19 protein-coding genes are annotated in these 20,753 nt (G+C 75.7%); 8 read left to right on the top strand and 11 right to left on the bottom strand.

Features of this window, described 5'->3' with window-relative positions; all coding sequences use genetic code 11:
• Nucleotides 1-3 precede the first annotated feature (3 nt).
• The 4 genes from galK to IEV86_RS16290 form a co-directional block, all read right to left on the bottom strand.
• Nucleotides 4-1,206 carry a galactokinase gene (gene galK, locus IEV86_RS16305; protein ID WP_043607806.1) on the bottom strand — a complete coding sequence of 401 codons (1,203 nt, stop codon included), beginning with the start codon at nucleotides 1,204-1,206 and terminating at the stop codon, nucleotides 4-6.
• Nucleotides 1,207-1,247: 41 nt separating this feature from the next.
• The gene (galT, locus tag IEV86_RS16300) at nucleotides 1,248-2,432 is read right to left on the bottom strand and encodes a galactose-1-phosphate uridylyltransferase (RefSeq protein WP_202595184.1); all 1,185 of its coding nucleotides are present in this window, start codon (nucleotides 2,430-2,432) and stop codon (nucleotides 1,248-1,250) included.
• Between the two features lie 2 nt (nucleotides 2,433-2,434).
• Nucleotides 2,435-3,343, bottom strand: coding sequence for a DeoR/GlpR family DNA-binding transcription regulator (locus IEV86_RS16295; protein WP_188484764.1), 909 nt, complete (start codon nucleotides 3,341-3,343; stop codon nucleotides 2,435-2,437).
• 124 nt (nucleotides 3,344-3,467) lie between these two features.
• Nucleotides 3,468-4,607, bottom strand: a complete 1,140-nt coding sequence (locus IEV86_RS16290; protein ID WP_043607785.1) for an Mrp/NBP35 family ATP-binding protein — start codon at nucleotides 4,605-4,607, stop codon at nucleotides 3,468-3,470.
• A 34-nt stretch (nucleotides 4,608-4,641) separates the two neighbouring features.
• Between IEV86_RS16290 and IEV86_RS16285 the strand changes: the two genes are divergently transcribed.
• Both IEV86_RS16285 and IEV86_RS16280 read left to right on the top strand, forming a co-directional pair.
• On the top strand, nucleotides 4,642-5,436 hold the full coding sequence (locus tag IEV86_RS16285) for a maleylpyruvate isomerase family mycothiol-dependent enzyme (RefSeq protein ID WP_052426338.1): 795 nt from the start codon (nucleotides 4,642-4,644) through the stop codon (nucleotides 5,434-5,436).
• A gap of 134 nt (nucleotides 5,437-5,570) precedes the next feature.
• A complete protein-coding gene (locus tag IEV86_RS16280) occupies nucleotides 5,571-7,199 on the top strand; it encodes a histidine kinase N-terminal 7TM domain-containing diguanylate cyclase (protein WP_081978815.1) in 1,629 nt (542 codons plus the stop codon).
• Here IEV86_RS16280 and IEV86_RS16275 read toward each other — a convergent pair.
• Entirely contained in the window at nucleotides 7,136-7,726 is a 591-nt protein-coding gene (locus tag IEV86_RS16275) for a DUF1003 domain-containing protein (RefSeq protein WP_052426336.1), read from the bottom strand. The genes IEV86_RS16280 and IEV86_RS16275 overlap by 64 nt on opposite strands.
• Nucleotides 7,719-9,017: a magnesium transporter MgtE N-terminal domain-containing protein gene (locus tag IEV86_RS16270; RefSeq protein WP_043607800.1), complete on the bottom strand. Its 1,299-nt coding sequence runs from the start codon at nucleotides 9,015-9,017 to the stop codon at nucleotides 7,719-7,721. Before IEV86_RS16270 ends, IEV86_RS16275 begins: the two co-directional genes overlap by 8 nt.
• Before the next feature lie 109 nt (nucleotides 9,018-9,126).
• Between IEV86_RS16270 and IEV86_RS16265 the strand changes: the two genes are divergently transcribed.
• Nucleotides 9,127-9,792: a YflT domain-containing protein gene (locus tag IEV86_RS16265; protein ID WP_043607783.1), complete on the top strand. Its 666-nt coding sequence runs from the start codon at nucleotides 9,127-9,129 to the stop codon at nucleotides 9,790-9,792.
• A 58-nt stretch (nucleotides 9,793-9,850) separates the two neighbouring features.
• On the opposite strand, the gene IEV86_RS16260 is transcribed toward IEV86_RS16265, so the two are convergent.
• Complete coding sequence (locus IEV86_RS16260; RefSeq protein ID WP_081978814.1) at nucleotides 9,851-11,440, bottom strand: aminopeptidase P family protein; 1,590 nt, start codon at nucleotides 11,438-11,440, stop codon at nucleotides 9,851-9,853.
• A 41-nt stretch (nucleotides 11,441-11,481) separates the two neighbouring features.
• Between IEV86_RS16260 and IEV86_RS16255 the strand changes: the two genes are divergently transcribed.
• Nucleotides 11,482-12,324 carry a PHP domain-containing protein gene (locus IEV86_RS16255; protein WP_043607798.1) on the top strand — a complete coding sequence of 281 codons (843 nt, stop codon included), beginning with the start codon at nucleotides 11,482-11,484 and terminating at the stop codon, nucleotides 12,322-12,324.
• A gap of 20 nt (nucleotides 12,325-12,344) precedes the next feature.
• On the top strand, nucleotides 12,345-12,941 hold the full coding sequence (locus IEV86_RS16250; protein WP_438501607.1) for a MarC family protein: 597 nt from the start codon (nucleotides 12,345-12,347) through the stop codon (nucleotides 12,939-12,941).
• Here IEV86_RS16250 and IEV86_RS16245 read toward each other — a convergent pair.
• Both IEV86_RS16245 and IEV86_RS16240 read right to left on the bottom strand, forming a co-directional pair.
• The gene (locus IEV86_RS16245) at nucleotides 12,925-13,539 is read right to left on the bottom strand and encodes a hypothetical protein (protein ID WP_188484763.1); all 615 of its coding nucleotides are present in this window, start codon (nucleotides 13,537-13,539) and stop codon (nucleotides 12,925-12,927) included. The genes IEV86_RS16250 and IEV86_RS16245 overlap by 17 nt on opposite strands.
• A gap of 205 nt (nucleotides 13,540-13,744) precedes the next feature.
• Nucleotides 13,745-15,517 carry a DEAD/DEAH box helicase gene (locus tag IEV86_RS16240; RefSeq protein WP_188484762.1) on the bottom strand — a complete coding sequence of 591 codons (1,773 nt, stop codon included), beginning with the start codon at nucleotides 15,515-15,517 and terminating at the stop codon, nucleotides 13,745-13,747.
• A gap of 231 nt (nucleotides 15,518-15,748) precedes the next feature.
• Here IEV86_RS16240 and IEV86_RS16235 point away from each other — a divergent pair, with 231 nt between their 5' ends.
• Nucleotides 15,749-16,459: a ferritin-like fold-containing protein gene (locus IEV86_RS16235; protein WP_043610383.1), complete on the top strand. Its 711-nt coding sequence runs from the start codon at nucleotides 15,749-15,751 to the stop codon at nucleotides 16,457-16,459.
• 128 nt (nucleotides 16,460-16,587) lie between these two features.
• Here IEV86_RS16235 and IEV86_RS16230 read toward each other — a convergent pair whose 3' ends face one another.
• Together IEV86_RS16230 and IEV86_RS16225 are read right to left on the bottom strand one after the other, a co-directional pair.
• Nucleotides 16,588-16,812 (bottom strand): DUF3107 domain-containing protein, encoded by a 225-nt coding sequence (locus tag IEV86_RS16230; protein WP_043610385.1) that lies wholly within the window; start codon nucleotides 16,810-16,812, stop codon nucleotides 16,588-16,590.
• A 177-nt stretch (nucleotides 16,813-16,989) separates the two neighbouring features.
• Nucleotides 16,990-17,634: a TetR/AcrR family transcriptional regulator gene (locus tag IEV86_RS16225; protein WP_188484761.1), complete on the bottom strand. Its 645-nt coding sequence runs from the start codon at nucleotides 17,632-17,634 to the stop codon at nucleotides 16,990-16,992.
• A 63-nt stretch (nucleotides 17,635-17,697) separates the two neighbouring features.
• Between IEV86_RS16225 and IEV86_RS16220 the strand changes: the two genes are divergently transcribed.
• Both IEV86_RS16220 and IEV86_RS16215 read left to right on the top strand, forming a co-directional pair.
• Nucleotides 17,698-18,684: a DUF3152 domain-containing protein gene (locus tag IEV86_RS16220; protein ID WP_052426571.1), complete on the top strand. Its 987-nt coding sequence runs from the start codon at nucleotides 17,698-17,700 to the stop codon at nucleotides 18,682-18,684.
• 115 nt (nucleotides 18,685-18,799) lie between these two features.
• Entirely contained in the window at nucleotides 18,800-20,602 is a 1,803-nt protein-coding gene (locus IEV86_RS16215) for a choice-of-anchor I family protein (protein WP_081978958.1), read from the top strand.
• The last annotated feature ends 151 nt before the right edge of the window (nucleotides 20,603-20,753 follow it).

Below are 20,753 nucleotides of genomic sequence, written 5' to 3'. Positions count from 1 at the left end.
CGGTCAGTCGCGCCCGGCCGGCGCCTCCGCCGTCGCCACGAGGAACGCGGGGGCGGTGAGCCGGGCGTCGGCGAACGCCGCCGCGACCGCGGACGCGACCCGGTCGACGTCACCGGCGCGCACGAGCGCGACCGCGGACCCGCCGAAGCCGCCGCCGACCATGCGCCCGCCGAGCGCACCCGCGGCCACGGCGACGTCGACCGCGAGGTCGAGCTCGCGGACGCTCACCTCGTAGTCGTCGCGGAGCGACGCGTGCGCCGCGGTGAGCACCGGCCCCACGTGCTCGACGTCGTCGGCGTCCATCAGCCGCTCGACGAGCTCGACGCGGCGGTTGTCGGTGACGACGTGCCGGACCCGACGGCGCACGACCTCGCGCTCGACGTCGCCGGCGAGCACCGCGTCGAGGCGGTCGAGGGCGGCGTCGAGGTCCTCGACCTCGCGCAGGCTCGGGACGCCGAGGGCCTCGGCCGCGATCTCGCACTGCCGGCGTCGTGCGCCGTACTGGCCGTCCGCGAGCTGGTGCTCGGCGCGGGTGTCGACGACGAGCAGCGCGAGCCCGTGCGCCGACAGGTCGAACGGGATGTGCCGCGTCGAGCCGTCGCGGTTGTCGAGCAGGAGGGCGTGGCCCTCGCGGCAGCGCAGCGACGCGGCCTGGTCCATACCGCCGGTCGGCGCACCCGCGATCTCGTTCTCGGCGCGGATGCACAGCGACGCGAGGCGCGCGCGGCCCGCGTCGTCGCCGCCCAGGCCGAGCCCGTGCACGTCGTCGAGCGCGACGGCCACCGCGCACTCGAGGGCGGCCGACGACGACAGCCCGGCACCGTAGGGGACGCACGAGTCGACGACCGCGTCGAACCCGCGCACGGCGAGCCCGTCCTCGCGGGCCGCCCACGCGACTCCGACGGCGTACGCCGCCCAGCTGCCCACGGTGCCCGGGGCGACGCCGCCGAGGTCGCCCTCCCACACCGCGGACTCCTGCGCGGACGCGAGGCGGACGCGGTCGTCGTCGCGCGTGCGCAGCGCGACGTACGTGCGGTGCGGGAGCGCGATGGGCAGGCACAGGCCGGCGTTGTAGTCGGTGTGCTCGCCGATGACGTTGACGCGCCCCGGTGCGGACCAGACGCCGTCGGGTGCGGTGCCGAAGCGCTCGCGGAACGCCGCGGTGACGCGACGCGCCCCGTCGGCACGGGACCACGCCGCGATCATCTCGGGCGCACCGGTCGTCGGGTCGGGGGGCTCGGGGGTCGTCACAGCGGGATCTCCTGGAGGCGGGCGGCGATGCGCTCGGGCGTGGTGTCGCTGATCCAGGCCGCCATGCCGGACTCGACGCCCGCGAGGTACTTGAGCTTGCCCGGCGCGCGCAGGACCGAGAACACCTGAAGGTGCAGACGGCCGAGCTCGCGTCCCGCGCCGACGACGGCCTGGTGCCAGCCGGCGATGTAGGGCAGCGGGATGTGGTCGCCGTCGGCGTCGACGAAGAACCGGTCGAGGCCCCGGACGAGCCGCAGGTAGACCTCGGCGAGGTCGTCGCGCTCGGCGGCGTCCAGCGCTGCCACGTCGGGGACGTCGCGTCGTGGTGCGAGGTGCACCTCGACGGGCCAGCGGGCGGCGGCGGGGACGTACGCGACCCAGTGCTCGGACTCGAGGACGACGCGCGTGCCGGCGCGCAGCTCGGCCTCGACGACGTCGTGCAGGAGGTGCCCGCCGGTGCGCTCGGCGTACGTGCGGGCCTCGCGCAGCATCGCCTGCGTGCGCGGCGTGACGAACGGGAACGCGTAGATCTGCCCGTGCGGGTGGGGGAGCGTCACGCCGATCTCCCGGCCGCGGTTCTCGAACGGGAAGACCTGCTGGATCCCCGGGAGCGCCGAGAGCTCGGCCGTCCGGTCCGCCCAGGCCTCGACGATCGTGCGGACGCGGTGCGCCGTGAGGTCGCCGAACGAGCTCGTGTGGTCCGAGCTGAAGCACACGACCTCGCACCGCCCGGCCGCGGGCGCCGCGGGCCACAGCGGGTCCCCGTCGACGTGCCACGCGTCGTCCACGGTCAGCCCGGGCAGCTGCATGAGCGCGGGGAACCGGTTCTCGAAGACCACGACGTCGTAGTCGGTGTCGGGGATCTCGCCGTCGGAGTACGCCGTGCCCGACGCGCCGGTGCGCGCGGGGCACAGGGGGCACGCGTCGGCCGCGGGCAGGAACGTGCGGTTCATGCGGTGCGACGCCATCGGGATCCAGTCGCCGGTCAGCGGGTCGCGGCGCATCTCGGGACCGGTCGCGGGCCGCGCGCTCCCGTCCTCGCCGACGACGGGAGCGAACCGGTCGGGCAGCGGGCGCGGGTCGTCGAGGCGGCGGGTCGCCCCGCCCGACGCGTACGGCTCGGAGTCGTCGAAGTAGACGAGCTCCCGGCCGTCGGCGAGCCGGGTCGCGGTGCGGCGGATGGTCACGGCGTGCCTCCAGGGGTGGGGACGGCGGGGAGCGGGGGCGCAGGGTGCGCTGACGGCACCGAGGGCACCGAAGGGGCCGAGGGCGCTGCGGCGGCGGGCGGCGGGGTGGTGGGCTCGTCGGGTGCCGCGGCGGCCACGCGGACGAGCGTCCCGACGGCCTCCTCGAGGACCGGCACCGCGGCGTCGTCGAGACCGCTGTCGGTGACGAGGACGTCGACCTCGTCCAGGCCCGCGATCCGGCTCAGCCCCACCTGGCCCCACTTGGAGCGGTCGGCGAGGACGACGACCTGCCCCGCGACGGCGACGAGCGCGCGGTCCGTCTCGCCCTCGAGCAGGTTGGGCGTCGTCAGGCCGGCCTCGGCGTCGAAGCCGTGCACGCCGAGGAACAGCACGTCGACGCGCAGCGACTCGAGCGCGCGCGTCGCGACCGGACCCACGAGCGCGTCCGACGGTGTGCGCGTGCCACCCGTGAGGACGACGGTGAGCCCGTGGTCGCCGGGCCGGTGCAGCGCCTCGGCGGCGGGCAGCGAGTTCGTGACGACGGTGAGGGGCCGCAGCGTCGGGTCCTGCGCGACGAGCTGCGCCAGGAGGTGCGTCGTCGTGCCCGCCGAGATCGCGATCGCGCTGCCCGGTGCGACGTGGCCGAGCGCGGCACGGGCGATCGCCCGCTTCTCGGCGGCGGCGAGGTCGCGCTTCGCGCCGAACCCGGGCTCGTGGGCGGCGTGGCGCGCGTCGACGGCGCCGCCGTGGACACGCGTGACGAGGCCGCGCCGCACGAGCTCGGAGATGTCGCGCCGGATCGTCATGTCGGAGACGTCGAGCGTCGTCACCAGGTCGGCCACGCGCACGGCGCCGTGGGTGCGGATCTGGCGGAGGATCATCTCCTGCCGCTGCTGGGCGAGCACCCGAACATCGTCCACCGAGAACGAACAGAAAGCAACATCGGCTCGGCCGAGCCGTCAGGCCGAGCCGTCGGGCCGAGCGGCTGTGCCGAGCCGGTGGGCCGCCGCCAGGCTGGTGCGGGTCGGGTCAGCGACCCACGGGCGACAGGCCGAGCGACCGACCCGCGAGACCGCGCGAGCGGTGCGAGAGCGACCGCGCGACGTCGCGCAGCACGGTCGCCGCGGGGGAGTCCGGCGCCGTGATCGTCACGGGCGTGCCGCCGTCGCCGGCCTCGCGCAGCGTCAGGTCGAGCGGCACCTGCCCCATGAGCGGGACGGGCGTGCCCGTCGCGCGCGCGAGGTTGTCCGCGACGGTCTGGCCGCCGCCGCTGCCGAACACCTCGAGCCGCGTGCCGTCGGGCTGCTCGAGCCACGACATGTTCTCGACGACGCCGACGACGTTCTGGCGGGTCTGGAGCGCGATCGACCCGGCGCGCTCGGCCACCTCCGCGGCTGCGGCCTGCGGCGTGGTCACCACGACGAGCTCGCTCGACGGCAGGAGCTGCGCGACCGAGATCGCGATGTCGCCCGTCCCGGGCGGCAGGTCCAGGAGCAGCACGTCGAGGTCGCCCCAGAACACGTCCGCGAGGAACTGCTGGAGCGCGCGGTGGAGCATCGGCCCGCGCCACACGACCGCGCGGCCCGCAGGCACGAACATGCCGATCGAGATCACCTTCACGCCGTGCGCGACCGGCGGGATGATCATGTCGTCGACCTTGGTGGGCTGCTGCGTCACGCCGAGCATGCGGGGGATCGAGAAGCCGTACACGTCCGCGTCGACGACGCCCACCGAGAGCCCCTCGGCGGCCATGGCCACCGCCAGGTTGGCCGTGACCGAGCTCTTGCCCACGCCGCCCTTGCCCGACGCGATCGCGTAGACGCGCGTGAGGCTGTCGGGCTGCGCGAACGGGATGACCGGCTCGGCCGCGCCGCCGCGCAGCATCGTGCGCAGCTCGGTGCGCTGCTCGTCGCTCATCACGCCCATCTCCACGCGGACCGACGCGACGCCCTCGAGCGCCTGCACGGCGGCGGTCACGTCGCGCGTGATCGTGTCGCGCAGGGGGCAGCCGCCCGTCGTCAGGTCGATCCCGACGACGACCTCGGCGCCCTCGGGACCGTCGAGCACCTCGACCGACCGGACCATCCGCAGCTCGGTGATCGGACGGCGGATCTCGGGGTCGACGACGCCGGCCAGGGCAGCGGTCACGGACTCGACGGTGGGGGACATGTGCCCATCGTAGGTCCGCCCCTACGCTGCCCCCGTGGACCACGACCGCTACGTCCTGTCCCTGCGCGAGGAGTCCGAGCGCTTCCTGTCCGCGCTCGCGGGCGTCGACGACGACGCACGCGTACCGACGTGCGACTGGACCGTCGCGGACCTCGTCTGGCACCTCGGGGAGGTCCAGCACTTCTGGGCCCGCGTCGTGGCGGGCGCGGACCTCGACGCGTACGTCGACCCGGTCCGCCCGCCCGACGACGACCTGCGCGACTTCGCCGCCACGGCCGGCACCGAGCTGCTCGCGGCCCTCGCGTCGCGGCGGCCCGACGACGTGACGTGGTCGTGGCACGAGGACGGCGGGACCGTCGCGTGGGCCGCACGACGCCAGGCGCACGAGGCGCTCGTCCACCGCGTCGACGCCGAGCTCGCGGCGGGCCGTCCCGTGACCCCGCCGACCGCCGAGCTCGCGGCCGACGGCGTCGACGAGCTCCTGCGCTACTTCGTGCACGGCGCGCCGTCGTGGGGCGACTTCACGCCCGACGGCGTGACCGTCCGCCTCGAGGCCACCACGACCGGTGACGTCTGGACGCTCGCGCTCGGGCGCTTCACGGGGACGTCGCCGACGAGCGGGACGCACCACGACCTCGACGCGGCCGCGCTGCTCGCCGAGGACGACGGCGGCGTCGACGACCTCGTGGTCCGCGGCTCCGGGTGGGACCTGGACCGGTGGCTGTGGGGCCGGGGCGACGCCGCTGCGCTCGAGCTCGCGGGCGACCCGGCGAGGATCGACGCGCTCGCGTCGCGGCTGCGCGCGCTCGTCGCGGACGCCACGCAGTAGGGCCGGCCGCTCGGGCAGCCGGGCCGCTCGCCCGCCGCCTCACCCCACCGCACGTCTCACGGAGCCGCGCGAGGCGCCGATGGGCAGTCGACACGACCGCGCGCGACCGGACGCGCACGCGAGCAGGGAGATGCATGGGGAGCGTGGACGCGACGTACGCACTGGCGTACGGCTCCTCGGCCGTGCTGGCGCTCGCGCTCGGCGCGTACGTGCTGCTGCGTCGGGAGCGGCACGTGCTCACCGTGACCCTCACCGTGTACCTCGTCGCCAACGGGCTGTGGTCCTCGGCCGAGCTCGCGGCGCTGTGGCTCGGGCCGGTGCGCGGTCGGCTCGTCTCGGGGCTCATCCTGCCCGCGGTCGCCGTCGTCGTCGCCGCGTGCTGGGCGCTCGTCCAGGGCGTCCGCGACGTCACGTGGCGACCCGGTCGACGCACGCTCGCCGTCCTGGCGGCGCATCCCGTGCTCGTGCTCGTCGCGGGGGTGACCGACGCGTGGCACCACTGGGTGCTCGACGCCGACGGCGCGGGCTACGCCTGGCTCTTCTGGGTGCACACCGCGTACTCCTACGGCGTCGTGACGCTCTGCGTCGTCATGCTGCTGGTCGCGCGGCGCTCCGCGTCGGCGCCGCAGCGACGTCGCATCGCGACCCTGCTGCTCGCCTCCTCGCTCCCGGTGGTCGGCAACGTCATCACCATCGCGACCCTGGGGCCGGACGCGCATGACCTGACGCCCGTGTTCTTCCTGGCCGCCGCCGTGGTGTTCAGCTGGGCGGTGCTGCGCCAGGGGCTGCTCGACGTCGTCCCCGTCGCGCGGGCGCACGTCCTGGAGATGCTCGGCGACGCGGTCCTCGTCACGGACGAGACCGGGCGTCTCGCCGACGTCAACGCCGCGGCGCGCCGGCTGCTCGCCCAGGTCGGGGTCGAGGCCGTCGTCGGGCGCCCGGGCGCGATGGTCCTCGGGCCCGTCGCGGGCGCGCTCCTCGGCGCGAGCGGGCGGCACGCGTGCGACGTCGGGACGTCGCGGCTCGTGCTCGACGTGCGCCGGACGGAGCTCGTCGACCGCCGTGGGCGTGCGCTCGGCGCCGTCGTCGTCGCGCGCGACGTGACCGGCGAGAGCGAGCGCGAGGAGCAGCTGGCCACGGCGAACGCCGCGCTGCACGCGCACCTCGAGACGATCGAGCGCCTCCGCGCGGACGTCGCGGAGCAGGCCGTGCGGGACGCCATGACGGGCCTGCACAACCGGCGTCACCTCGACGACGTCTTCCCCGTCCTGCTCGACCGCTGCGACGCCGACGGGGTGCCGCTCTCGGTCGTGCTCGTCGACGTCGACCACTTCAAGGCCGTCAACGACGACCACGGGCACGCCGTCGGCGACCGCATGCTCGTCGCCGTCGGGCGCGCGCTCGCGATCGGCCTCGAGCCGGACGAGGTCCTCGTGCGCTACGGCGGCGAGGAGTTCGTCGTGCTCCTGCCCGGGGCGGCCCGCGACGTCGCACGCGTGCGCGCCGAGGCGCTGCGCCGCGGCTGCGCCGACGCGGTCGTGGACGTGCGCGGGGGGACCCTCGCGGTGACGGCGAGCGCCGGCGTCGCGACGTCGTGCGAGCGCTGGGCGACGCCGAGCGCGCTGCTCGACGCCGCCGACGCCGCGCTCTACGCCGCGAAGCGTGGCGGCCGGGACCGGACGGTCGTCGCGGGCACCGGTCACGTGCGTCTTCCGCGGCCCTCGCTGCCGTCCGACGCGCCGCGCGCCTCGACGGCGCGCTGATCCGCTCCCTCGGGCCGCGGCTCGGGCGCGCCGCGAGCCGCACCGGAGGCCGCGCGCGCCTCCTCCATCTCCTCCATGAGGTTGCGCAGCTCGGACCGCACGAAGTCGCGCGTCGCGACCTCGCCGAGCGCGATGCGCAGCGACGCCATCTCGCGTGCCAGGAACTCGGTGTCGGCGAGCGAGCGCTCCGCACGGCGGCGGTCCTGCTCGGCCGCGACGCGGTCGCGCGCGTCCTGACGGTTCTGCGCGAGGAGGATGAGCGGCGCCGCGTACGACGCCTGGAGCGACAGCATGAGCGTCAGCGCGGTGAAGCCGTTCTCGGCCTTGTCGAAGCGCAGCGCGGACGGCCCCCAGCTGTTCCACGCGAGCCACGCCAGGGCGAAGATCGTGAGCCACAGCAGGAACCGGGGCGTGCCCATGAAGCGGGCGATCGACTCGGAGATCCGGCCGAACGCGTCCGGGCTGAAGCGGGGTCGGCGCAGCAGGGACGAGCGGACCTCGCGCGGCTGGTCGAGGCGGTCAGCCACCGGTCACCCCCTCCTGCTCGACCACACGGTCGGTCTCCTCCTCGGCGGCCTCGCGCCAGTCCTGCGGCAGGAGGTGGTCGAGCACGTCGTCGACGCTCACGGCTCCCAGCAGGCGACGTTCCTCGTCCAGCACGGGCAGCGCGAGCAGGTTGTACTGGGCGAGCAGCCGCGTGAGCTGGCCCATGCCCGCGTCCGGGGCGACCCACTCGATCTCGCTGTCGAGGATCCCGCCGATGGGGTCGTGCGGCGGCTCGCGCAGAAGCCGCTGGAAGTGCACGACGCCGAGGAACCGTCCGGTCGGCGTCTCGAGCGGGGGCCGCACGACGAAGACCATCGACGCGAGCGCGGGCGTGAGGTCCTGCCGGCGGACGTGCGCGAGGGCCGCGGCGATCGACGTCTCCGGGCCGAGGACGACGGGCTCGGTCGTCATGAGACCGCCCGCGGTGTCCTCCTTGTAGGCGAGCAGCCGCCGGACGTCCCGCGCCTCCTCGGGCTCCATGCGCTCGAGCAGCTCGGTGGCCTGCTCGACGGGCAGCTCGCTGAGCAGGTCGGCCGCGTCGTCGGGCTGCATCGCGTCGAGCACGTCGGCCGCACGGTCCACGCCCAGGCCCGAGAGGATCGCGACCTGGTCGTCCTCGGGGAGCTCCTCGAGCACGTCCGCGAGCCGCTCGTTGGGCATCGCCGCGGCGACCTCGATGCGGCGCGACGAGCCGAGCTCGTGCAGGACGTCGGCCAGGTCGGCGGGCTTCATGTCCTCGTACGACGCGAGCAGGAGGTCCGCCGCCTGAGCCCCGGGTCCGCTCGCGAGGCTGCGCACGTCGGACGTGTCGACGACGAGCGTCTCGCCCCGGCGCGGACGCAGCGCGAGCCCGCCCTTGCCGGGAACCTGGCGGCGCACGAAGAGCTTGGTCACGAGCCAGTCGCGCGTGCGCTGCTGCTCCATCGCGACGTCGACGATCGTCGCCGTCCCGGAGCCGTCGACGAACTCCACGGACCGGTCGAGGAGCTCGCCGATCGCGAGGGTCTCCGACGCGCGCTGCTCGAAGCGCCGCATGTTCACCAGGCCGGTGCTGATGACCTGACCGGCGTCGATGCTCGTGACGCGCGTGAGCGGCAGGAACACCCGCCGGCGCCCCGGGACCTCGACCACGAGGCCGACGGCGCGCGGTGCGGCCTTGACGCGCAGCAGCACGACGACGTCGCGCACCCGACCCACCTGGTCGCCCAGGGGGTCGAACACGGGGGTCCCGGCCAGGCGCGAGGCGAAGACGCGGGTGGTGGCGCTGCTCACGGGCACAGGGTAGTCGCGCCCCCGTCCGGCGCCGGGGGCGGATTCGGCGGACGGGCAGCCCGGCGGCACGGTGTGGCCGCCGAAGATCGCCTGGGGGATGATCGGGCGCATGAGCATGAACCGCAGCGCACGCGTACCCGGGGTGCCGACCCTGCCGAAGGGCGAGCAGATCGCCGCGTACGGCACCTACCTCGAGGCGCAGAAGGCGGTCGACCACCTCTCCGACAAGGAGTTCCCGGTCCAGCACGTCACGATCGTCGGGACGGACCTGCGGATGGTCGAGCGCGTGACGGGGCGGCTGACGTACTCGCGCGTCGCGCTCGCGGGGCTCGCGTCGGGGGCCTGGTTCGGCCTCTTCGTCGGCCTGGTCCTGTCGATCTTCTCCTCGCCCGGTGTCGGCGCGGGCACGATCGTGCCCGCCGTGGCGATCGGTGCCGCGTTCGGCATCCTGTTCTCGGTCATCTCGTACGCCTTCACCGGCGGGAAGCGCGACTTCACGTCGGCGAGCCAGATCGTGGCCGGCTCGTACGCGGTGCTCTGCGCCGCCGAGCACGCGGGCAAGGCCCGGACCCTCCTCACCGAGCTCGGCGGCGGGCGCCCCTGGCCGCCCGCCCAGCCGCCGTCCCAGCCCGGACCGCAGGTCCCGCCCGCCCAGCCGCCGACGCAGCCCGGACCGCAGGTCCCGCCCGCGCAGCCGCCGTCGCAGCCCGGACCGCAGGTCCCGCCGACCCAGCCGCCGTCGCCGCCCACGCAGCCCCCGTCGCCCGAGTCCTGACACGGGCGAGCCCCCGCCGACGGCGTGCGTCGGCGGGGCCTCGTGCCGTGCGGGGCCCTCAGCGCGGCAGCAGTCGCGCCATCCACTCCTCGACGTCGTCGGGGCGGCGCGGGAGCGCCGCCGAGAGGTTCTCGTGGCCGTCGGCGGTCACGAGCACGTCGTCCTCGATGCGGACGCCGATCCCGCGGTACTCCTCGGGGACGGCGAGGTCGTCCGCCTTGAAGTACAGGCCGGGCTCGATCGTGAAAACCATCCCGGGCTCGAGCTCGGCGTCGAGGTAGAGCTCGCGGCGCGCCTGGGCGCAGTCGTGCACGTCGAGGCCGAGGTGGTGGCTCGTCCCGTGCACCATCCAGCGCCGGTGGTACTGCCCCTCGGGGTCGAGCGACTCCGCGGCGGAGCACGGCAGCAGGCCCCACTCCTCGAGCCGCGCGGCGATGACCTCCATCGCGGCGGCGTGGACGTCGCGGAAGCGCGTGCCCGGGCGCGCGACGGCGAATGCCGCGTCGGCGGCGTCGAGCACCGCCTGGTACACGCGCCGCTGGACCTCGGTGAACGCGCCGTCGACGGGCAGCGTCCGGGTCACGTCGGCGGTGTACAGCGACTCGACCTCGACGCCGGCGTCGACGAGGACGAGGTCGCCCGCGCGCACCTCGCCGTCGTTGCGGATCCAGTGCAGCGTCGTCGCGTGCTCGCCGGACGCCGCGATCGTCTCGTAGCCGACCGCGTTGCCCTCCTCGCGCGCGTGCCCGTCGAACGTCGCCTCGATGACGCGCTCGCCGCGGCGGTGCGCGACGGCGCGGGGGAGGTTCGCCACGATCCGCTCGAACCCGGCCACGGTCGCGGCGACGGCGGCCCGCATCTGCTCGACCTCGTGCTCGTCCTTGACCAGGCGCAGCTCGCTCAGCGCCTCGGCGAGCTCGGCGTCCGCCCGCGCGACGTCCTCGTCGGCGAGGTCGGCGCCCGAGCGCACGTCCTCGACGGCGTGCGTCACGGCGTCGTCGGCGCCGCGGACGACCCGGACCCGCACGCCGCCCTCGCCGACGTCCTTGCCGAGCGCGTCGGCGAGCTCGTCGAGCGGAGCGGTGCGGATGCCCGTGAGCACCGCGAGGTCGTCGAGCGTGGGCCGCGCGCCGACCCAGAACTCGCCGTAGCGCGAGTCCGCGAAGAACTCCTCCGAGTCGCGGCCCGCGAGGGGCCGGAAGTACAGCACCGCCTCGTGGCCGCCGTCGTCGGTCGGGTGCAGGACGAGCACCGCGTCAGGCTCCTGGTCCGTCCCGAGGCCCGTGAGGTGCGCGAACGCCGAGTGGGGGCGGAACCGGTAGTCGGTGTCGTTCGAGCGGGTCCGCAGCGGACCCGCCGGGACGACGAGGCGCTCACCGGGGAACTGCGCGCCGATCCTGCGGCGGCGCTCGGCGGCGAACGGCGCCGCCGGCAGGGGCTCGCGCACGACGACGGGGCGGTCGGCCCACCCGTCGGTGACGAACTCGAGGAACGCGCGCGACGTCGGTCGCTGCGAGCGGTTGGAGCCCCGGTCCTCGAGCGCCTGACCGCCGTCGGTGCCGGCGGTGTCGACGGGCTGCTCCGCGGTCGGCGGGGCGGGTGCGAGCGCCGGGTCGGCCGCGCTCGGCTGCGTCGTGGTGTCGTCCATGGACCCATCGTCGCACCGCGCGGCGCACCTACCCTGTGCGGGTGCGCATCGACCTCCACACCCACTCGTACGTCTCGGACGGCACGGATGCGCCCGCCGCCCTCGTCGCCGACGCCGCGCGGGCCGGCCTGGACGTCGTCGCGCTCACGGACCACGACACGACGGCGGGGTGGGACGAGGCCGCCGCCGCGGCGCGCGAGCACGGGGTCGTCCTCGTGCCCGGTATGGAGCTGTCCTGCCGCGCGGGCGGGACGAGCGTCCACCTGCTCAGCTACCTGCACGACCCCGAGGACGCCGCGCTGCTCGCGGAGGCGGAGGAGACGCGCGGCTCGCGGTTGCGCCGCGCGCACCGGATGGTCGAGCTGCTCGCGGCGGACCTCGACATCACGTGGGCCGACGTCGAGGCGCAGACCGAGCCGGGGACGACGGTCGGCAGGCCGCACGTCGCGGACGCTCTCGTCGCGCTCGGGCACGTCCCCGACCGGTCGGCGGCGTTCGCCACGCTGCTCGCGGCCGGCTCGCCGTACTACGTGCCGCACCACGCCCCCGACGCGGTCCGCGCCGTCGAGCTCGTCCGCGCCGCGGGCGGCGTGCCCGTCCTCGCGCACCCCCGTGCGTCCGAGCGCGGCGCCGTCGTGCCGGAGGCCGTGATCCGCCGCATGGTCGACGCGGGTCTCGCCGGGCTCGAGGTCGACCACCGCGACCACACGGGGTCCCAGCGGGAGCACCTCCGCGGGCTGGCACAATCTCTCGGGCTCCTGGTCACCGGGTCGAGCGACTACCACGGTGCGGGCAAGCCCAACCTGCTCGGGGAGAACCTCACCTCGCCCGACGTGCTGCAGGCGATCGAGGACCAGGGACGCAGGAAGGTGGTCAGGCCGTGACGGGTCTCGTCGACGGGCGCATGCTCGCCGAGGTGTTCGTCACGCTCTTCGTGATCATGGACCCGCCGGGCACGGTGCCGATCTTCCTCGGCCTCACGGGCGCCATGACGGGCAGGCAGCGCAACCGGGCGGCGCGTCAGGCGATCCTCGTCGCGTTCGGCGTCATCGTGAGCTTCGCGCTCTTCGGTCAGCAGCTCCTCAGCTACATGCACATCTCGCTGCCCGCGCTCCAGGCGTCGGGCGGCCTGCTGCTCCTGCTCGTCGCGATGGAGCTGCTCACGGGGAAGATGGAGGAACCGGCCCCGTCGGGCACCAAGGGCGTCAACGTGGCGCTCGTCCCGCTCGGCACGCCCCTCCTCGCGGGGCCGGGCGCGATCGTCGCGACGATGGTCTTCGTCCAGCGCGCCGAGGAGCCCGCGCACTGGGTCGCGATCGCCCTCGGCATCCTCGCCGTCCACCTGTGCCTGTGGCTCTCGATGCGCTTCGCGAACGTCATCCACCGGGTCCTCAAGGACAGCGGCACGATCCTCATCACGCGCATCGCCGGTCTGCTCCTCGCCGCGATCGCGGTCCAGCTCGTCGCGGACGCGGTGTTCGCGTTCATCGAGGCGGCGTAGGCACCCGCACGCCGACCTCCGCCGCGGTGAGTGCGGCGAGCGACGCGACGACGTCCTCGTCACCGCGTCGCCACGCGCTCGCGACGTCGGGGCCGAGCGCCGCCAGGTCCCGCAGCGGCACGCGGGCGAGCGCGCGGAGCGCCAGGAGGTCCGTCCCGCCGGGGGCCGTGAGGAGGCGACGGGCGGCGGCCGCGCGACGCACGCCGCGCCAGCGGTGCAGCACCCAGGCGCCCGCGACGACGAGCACGGGCCAGGCGGCGACGGCGAGCGCCGCGACGACGGCCGTGCGCGCGACGCCGTCCTGCACCGCGATGCCGGCCTCGGCCAGCGTCGCGGCAGCGCCGCCCGCGGTGTCGAACGGCGCGCGGAGCTCGTCGCCGATGACGGGGGCGCGGCCGATCGCCTCGCCCGCGTCGGACAGCCCGCCCTCGAGGGTCCGCCCGGCGTCCTCGAGCGTCCGGCCGGGCCCCGCGAGCGCGGACACCTGTGCGTGGACGGCGCGGGCGACCGCGACCCACAGGAGGACCCAGGCGACGACGAGCACGTCGCCGAGGAGCTGTCGGGTGCGTCGGGCGGGCAGGTCCGCGTAGAGCGCCATGCGGGCATCGTGCCGTGCGGGCGACGACGGGGCACCCGGCGTCCGGGTGCCCCGTCGGTCGTGCGGGGTGGTGCGGACCGGCCGTACCGGTCACGTGGTGGTGCACCGGCTGTGCCGGGCGGGTCGTGCGGGCCGGGTGGTGCCGGCCGCGGTCCGCCGACCAGGTGCTGCCCGGCGGGCTGTGCCGGCCGCGGTCCGCCGGCCGTCAGTCCTGCGTCGGGGCCGTGCTGGTCTCGGCGCCCTCGGACCCACGACCGCCCCGCGTGCGGCGGCGGTTGCGCCGACGGCGCGCCTCGCCGCCCTCGCCCGAGGGCGAGGTGGGCGCGGACCCGCCGTCGCCGGCCGGCCCGGTGGTCGCGCCGCCCGACGTCGCGCCGGACGCGTCGTCCGGGCCGCCGCGCCGTCGCCCGCCGCGCGAGCGGCGGCGGCCCTCGCCGCCGCCCTCCTCGCCGTGCGTGCGCTCGCCGTGCGTGCGCTCGCCGTGGCCGCGCTCACCGCGCTCGCCGCGCTCGCCGCGCTCGCCGCGGTGGCCCGGACCGCGCCCGCGGCCGCCGTCGCCGCGCTCGTCGCGGCCCCGGTCGGTCCGCTGCCGGGTGACCTTCTTGCCCGTCTCGCCGAGGTCCTCGAGCGTCTCGGCCTCGAGGCCCGCACGCGTGCGCGACTCCTTGGGGAGCGTGCCCCTGGTGCCCTCGGGGATGTCGAGGTCGCTGAACAGGTGGGGCGAGCTCGAGTACGTCTCGACCGGCTCGGGGTACCCGAGGTCGAGCGCCTTGTCGATGAGGCCCCAGCGCGGGATGTCGTCCCAGTCGACGAACGTCACCGCGGTGCCGGTCTTGCCCGCACGCCCGGTCCGGCCGGTGCGGTGGAGGTAGGTCTTCTCGTCCTCGGGGCACTGGTAGTTGACGACGTGCGTCACGTCGTCGACGTCGATGCCGCGCGCCGCGACGTCGGTCGCGACGAGGACGTCGATCTTGCCGGTGCGGAACGCGCGGAGCGCCTGCTCACGCGCGCCCTGGCCGAGGTCGCCGTGGATCGCGCCCGAGGCGAACCCGCGCGTCGCGAGCTCGTCGGCGACCTTCGCGGCGGTGCGCTTGGTGCGCGCGAAGACGATGGTCAGGCCGCGGCCGCGCGCCTGCAGGATGCGGGCGAGCATCTCGACCTTGTCGAGCGCGTGCGCCCGGTAGACGACCTGCTTGATCGCCTTGAGCGTCGCGCCGTCGTCGTCGGGGTCCGTCGCACGGATGTGCGTGGGCTGCGTCATGTAGCGGCGGGCCATCGCGACCACCGCGCCCGGCATGGTGGCCGAGAACAGCATCGTGTGGCGCGTCGCGGGCGTCCGGGCGAGGAGCTTCTCGACGTCGGGCAGGAAGCCCAGGTCGAGCATCTCGTCCGCCTCGTCCAGCACGACGGTCCTCGCGCGCGTGAGGTCCAGGTGGCCCTGGTTCATCAGGTCGATCATCCGGCCGGGCGTGCCGACGACGACCTCGACGCCGCGGCTGAGCGCCTCGACCTGCGGCTCGTACGCGCGCCCGCCGTAGACCTGCAGGACGCGGACGGCGCGGCGGCGCGACGCGGTCTCGAGGTCCTTGGCGACCTGGACCGCGAGCTCGCGCGTGGGGACGATGACGAGCGCCTGGGGCTTGCCGGGCGCGGGCAGCGACGAGAAGCCGTCCTCGTCGGGGGCGACGACGTGCTCGAGCAGCGGCAGGCCGAAGCCCAGCGTCTTGCCCGTGCCCGTCTTGGCCTGGCCGATGATGTCGTGCCGCGAGAGCGCCACGGGCAGGGTCATCGCCTGGATGGGGAAGGGGTGGGTGATGCCGGCCTCGGCGAGGGCCCCCGCGATCTCGGGACGGATCCCGAAGTCGGCGAAGGTCTTCTGGACGGGGGCGTCGGCGGGGGCCTCGAGGACCTCCTCGGCGATCTCGGCGATCTCCGCCGTCGCGTCGGTGGTGTCGGGGCTGTCGGTCAGCTCGGGCATGCAGGAACCTCACGGGTCTGCCGCGGGGCCACACGCGCCTGCGTCGGTCTCGACCGATCGCCGTGCGGGCCGCGCCGCGGATGGGGCCGGCAGCCGATCGCGCAAGGCGCGCCCGGTGGGTACGAGGACCCAGGGCGAGTGATGTCGGGACGACCGGTCAACCGAATGAACGTGCTCATGGTATCGGACGGGTCGGACAACGCGCCCGGTCGACGGCGTTAGCCTGGCGGGATGACCGACCGCACCGTCGCGCAGGCGGCCCAGGCCCAGGCGCAGGACCCCACGCACGACGGCGACCTCCGCCCCGACCTGGCCGTCCTCGGGATGGTCGCGTACCTCCAGCTCGCGGAGTTCTCGCGGCTCGCCGCGGACGCGGGGCTCGCCCCGACCCTCGCCCAGCGGCTCGAGCTCAGCGGGATGGCGCGCGGGGCGCTGGACCGGCTCGACCGCGTGACGGCGCGCGTCGAGGAGCTCGGCGGGGGGCTCGAGGGCGCGATGGGCCCGTACGCCGGCGTCCTGGTCGAGTTCGACACCCGCACGGTGCCGAGCACGTGGTGGGAGCGGCTCCTCAAGGCGTACGTCGGGTACGGCGTCGCGGACGACTTCTGCCGGATGCTCGCCCAGGCCGCGAGCCCCGTGACGCGTGCGCTCGTCGAGGACGTGCTCGACGACGAGGCGCACTCGCGGCTCGTCGTCGACGCGCTCGCGGGCGCCGTCGCCGAGGACGCGACGCTCGCGTCCCGGCTCGCGCTGTGGGGCAGGCGGCTCGTGGGGGAGGCGCTCAACGCCGCGCAGGCGGTCCTCGCCGACCACGCCGACATGCGCTCGCTGCTCGCCTCGGCGATGGCCGAGCACGCGGCCGTCGACCCGCAGCAGAAGCTCTTCGCGATGCTCACGGCCGAGCACAGCCGGCGGATGGACCGGCTCGGGCTCGCCGCCTGAGGACGTCCGGCCACGGCGCACGCGGCCGAGGGCGGCCGCCGGGGCACGCCGCGCAGGCGGCGCCCCGACGGACGGATGGACGCGACGACGCCCCGGGCCCACGTGGGTCCCGGGGCGTCGTCGTCGGGTCAGAGGTTGTGGAAGCCGACCCGCCGGGCCTCGTCGCCGCCGATCTCGACGTAGCCGATCGTCGAGCTCGGGACGAGGATGCGGCGGCCACGCGTGTCGGTGACCTGCAGCGGCGCTCCCGTCTCGAGCGCCCGGGCGACCTCGGCCGCCACCTCGTCGGCCGTCCGGTCGGTGTCGACCACCAGCTCTCGCGCCACGTTCTGCACGCCGATCGTGATCTCCACGCCCACTCCCTCGCCGTCGTTCAGGTCGTCGCCATCCTAGGCTCCGCCGCCCGCGCGGGGCGGCCCCGGAGGCGGCTGTCCGCCGAGGGCGAAGCGCGGGGTGGTCACCCGCGGGGATCGTGGGCGTCCGCGCGGCGTCGGTCGGCGCCCTCGGCCGCGCCCGGGCGGCTCAGGGCGTCAGGGCTCCGCGACGGTCCCGGGCCGGACGAGGCCCGCGACGCCGCGCCACGCGAGGGCGGTGACGAGGTCGACCGTCTCCTGCACCCCGACGTCGCGACGGCGGTACCGGCTCGTCGCCGCGACCTGCGTCATGCCGATGAGCGCGGTGCTCAGCAGCTCGGCCTCGGGGGCGGGCAGGCCCGAGATGCCCTGGAGCCCGCGGCAGACCGCGCGACCCGCCTCGGCCGACGCGTGCTCGATCCGCATCCGCACGTCCGAGTCCCGCGTCACGTCCGACTCGAACAGCAGCGAGAAGGAGTCGCCGGCCTGCTCGACGAACTCGACGTAGGCCTGCACGATCGCGCGGACGACGGCCCGCCCGCTGCCCGCCTCGACCGGGACCTCGGCGAGCGCCTCGTCGATCCGCTCGACCAGCTCCTGCCCGCGGTGGTCCACGACGGCGAGGTAGAGGTCGAGCTTGGACGGGAAGTGGCGGTACAGGACCGGCTTGCTGACCTCCGCCCGGTCCGCGATGTCGTCCATCGAGACGTGGTGGTAGCCCTCGCGCGCGAAGAGCTCCTGCGCGACCTGGAGGACCTGGGCCCGACGCACACCCGCGGGCATCCGCGCGGCACGCGGACGGCCTGGGGGCGGCGCGGTCATCCGCCGATGCTAGCGACGACCCCTCCTGATGACGCTCACCCGACCGGGTGTCACGATGAGGGCGTGACCGTCCCCCGCCCGAGCGCGCCCCGCCGGGCCCGTCACGTGAGCGAGCGCCCGGCCTGGGCGTGGGCGCGACGTCGGCGGTTCGCGGGTCGGTCCGTCGCGCTCGGGGCCGTCGTCGCGGTCCTCGCGGGTGCCGGTGCGGGGGTCGCGCTCGAGGGTCCCCTCGGTCTGGGCGGTGCGTCCGGGGTGACGGCGCGGGCGGAGCAGGTCGAGGTCGGTGCCGCAGGGACGGCGGGCGCCGACCAGCAGCGCGACGGTGGGCCGGGTGCCCCGGCGGCCGATCGGCCCACGCCCGCCCCGGCCGCGGAAGGCTCGGAGACGACACCCACGTCGACACCCGTTCCGACACCCGTGCCGACACCCGTGCCGACACCCGTGCCGACGCTGCTCGCCGAGCCGCCTCCCGCCGTCGACGGGGTGAGCGAGGCCGACCGCGCGGCGGGACTCCTCGCGCTCGACGTGCCGGCGTCGGGAACCGGTGTGCTCGTCGTCGTGCCCGGAGAGGAGCCCGCACCCGCCGCGGACCGCCGGGTGGTGCGGGTCCGCGTCGAGGTCGAGGAGGCGCTGCCGGTCGACGGGGCGGTCTTCGCGCGGATGGTCATGGACACGCTCAACGACGCGCGGGGGTGGGGAGCGGACGGGTCCGTGTCGTTCGCGCGCACGGCCGGCGACGCGGATGCGCGCGTGGTGCTCGCGACGCCCGCCACCGTCGACGCGCTGTGCGCGCCCCTGCGCACGCACTCGATCTACTCGTGCGGCCGCAACGGCCACGCGGCGCTGAACTACATGCGGTGGGTGCAGGGGGCCGACGAGTTCACCGACATGACGCAGTACCGCCAGTACCTCGTCAACCACGAGGTGGGTCACCTCCTCGGGCGACCGCACGTGGGCTGCCCGGGCGCCGGGCAGGTCGCGCCGGTGATGCAGCAGCAGACGATCCAGGTCGCGCCGTGCGTCCCCAACGGGTGGCCGTTCCCCGGCTGAGCCCGTCGGTCCCGCGTCGCGCGCCGTTCACCGGGCGGTCGGACGGGCTCAACCCTGGCGCCCTAGCGTCCGGAACCGGCGGACCGCCCGCCGTGGACCGGACCTCGAGGACCTCATGCGCCGTCGACCGACAGCAGCCGTCACCACCACGCTCGCGATCGTCGCCACGGCCCTGACAGCGGCCGCGGCACCCGCAACGGCCGCACCTCCGGTGCCACCCGACCCCACCACCGGGGGCAGCGCCATCACGGCTGCGGGCGGCGTCGTCCCCGAGCCCGTGAGCCTCTCCGCCGACGACGCCGCGCTGTCCCTGCGGCCGCTCGGCAGCCACGCGACGGGTGCGTTCGACGCGGCGTCGGCGGAGATCGTCGCCTTCCACGCCGGGAGCCGCCGGCTCTTCACGGTCAACGCGCTCGCGGGCGCGGTCGACGTGATCGACGCGCGGGACGTCTCCGCGCCGCGGGCCGAGGGTCGCCTGGTCGCGGCGGGGACGCGCAGCGCGGACGGGTCGGTGGTCCCGGACGGGGCCGTGGCGAACTCCGTCGCGGTGCGTGCCGACGGCCTCGGCGTCGTCGCGGTCGAGGCACCGACCAAGACCGACCCCGGGTGGCTCGTGCTCTTCGACGCCGACGACCCCGAGGTGCGGCCGCTGGGGGCTGTCCGGGTCGGTGCGCAGCCGGACATGGTCGCTCTCGACGCACGGGGCCGCACCGCCGTCGTCGCGAACGAGGGTGAGCCCGACGACGACTTCGCGGTGGATCCCGAGGGCTCGGTGTCCGTGGTGTCCCTCCCCGCCCGCCCGGGCGTCCCCGCCCAGGACGCGGTCCGGACGGCGGGCTTCGGCGCGTACGACGACGGCTCGTCGGTCCTCCGCGACGGCGTGCGCGTGTTCGGGCCGGTCGTGGACCCGTCGCGGCCGGTCTCGACCAACCTCGAGCCGGAGTACGTCGCGATCGCGGACGGGACCGCGTACGTCACGCTCCAGGAGGCGAACGCGGTCGCCGTCGTCGACCTCGGGGCGGCGCGCGTCACGGACGTGCTCCCGCTCGCACCCCGCGACGTCGGGGTGGACGGGTTCGGGCTCGACCCGTCCGACCGCGACGGCGTCACGGCCGTGAGGACGGTCGCGGGTCTGCGCGGGCTGCCGATGCCGGACGCGATCGCTGCGTACTCCTCGCGCGGTGCGACGTACCTGGTGACGGCGAACGAGGGTGACGCGCGGGAGTGGGGCGACTACGAGGAGGGTGTCCGGGTCGCCGACCTGGGGTCGGACGGCGTGCCGCCGATCTGCGACGACAGCCTGCTGGCGGGTCGCACCGCCGACGCCGACCTCGGGCGCCTCTCCGTGACCACGGCGAGCGGCCTGCGGGGGGACGGGGCGTGCTTCGAGGAGCTGTACGCGTTCGGGACCCGCTCGTTCTCGGTGTGGGACACGCGGGGGCGGCTGGTCTTCGACTCGGGCGACGCGCTCGAGCGCGTGACCGCCGCCGCGGTCCCCGGGTTCGCCAACTCGAACCACACGGAGTCGGTGGCGGACGGTCGCAGCGACGACAAGGGACCGGAGCCCGAGGGTGTGACGGTCGGCGAGGTGCGGGGCCGGACGTACGCCTTCGTCGGGCTCGAGCGCGTGGGCGGCGTGGCTGTCTTCGACATCACGGTCCCCCAGGAGAGCCGGTTCGTGACGTACGTGAACAACCGCGACTTCGCGGTCTCGGTCGAGGACGACGGCGTCGCGTCCCTCGCCGCGGCCGGAGACCTCGGGCCGGAGGGGCTGACCTTCGTGCCTGCCTCGGCGTCGCCCACACGCACGCCGCTGCTCGCGGTCGCCAACGAGGTGTCGGGCACGACGACGGTGTTCGCCGTCGAGCCGCTCCGCGGGGGTCGTGGCGCGGGCGGGGGTCCGGCCCGCGGTCGGTGACGCCTCCCGGGCCTGGCGGCCCGCGGGCGGGGACTCGACCCGTCGTCGGTGGTCGGTCAGCGGTCGGCGACGAGGCGGGTGGGGGCTTCTTCGGCGGTGAGGGTGGTGGGGGTGCTGGTGGTGGTGGCGGTGCCGGTGACGGTGTGCCAGG

The organism is Cellulomonas carbonis (assembly GCF_014636275.1).
GTDB lineage: Bacteria > Actinomycetota > Actinomycetes > Actinomycetales > Cellulomonadaceae > Actinotalea > Actinotalea carbonis.
The sequence above is the reverse complement of the archived record's forward strand: the minus strand, read 5'-3'. Positions and strand labels throughout refer to the sequence as shown.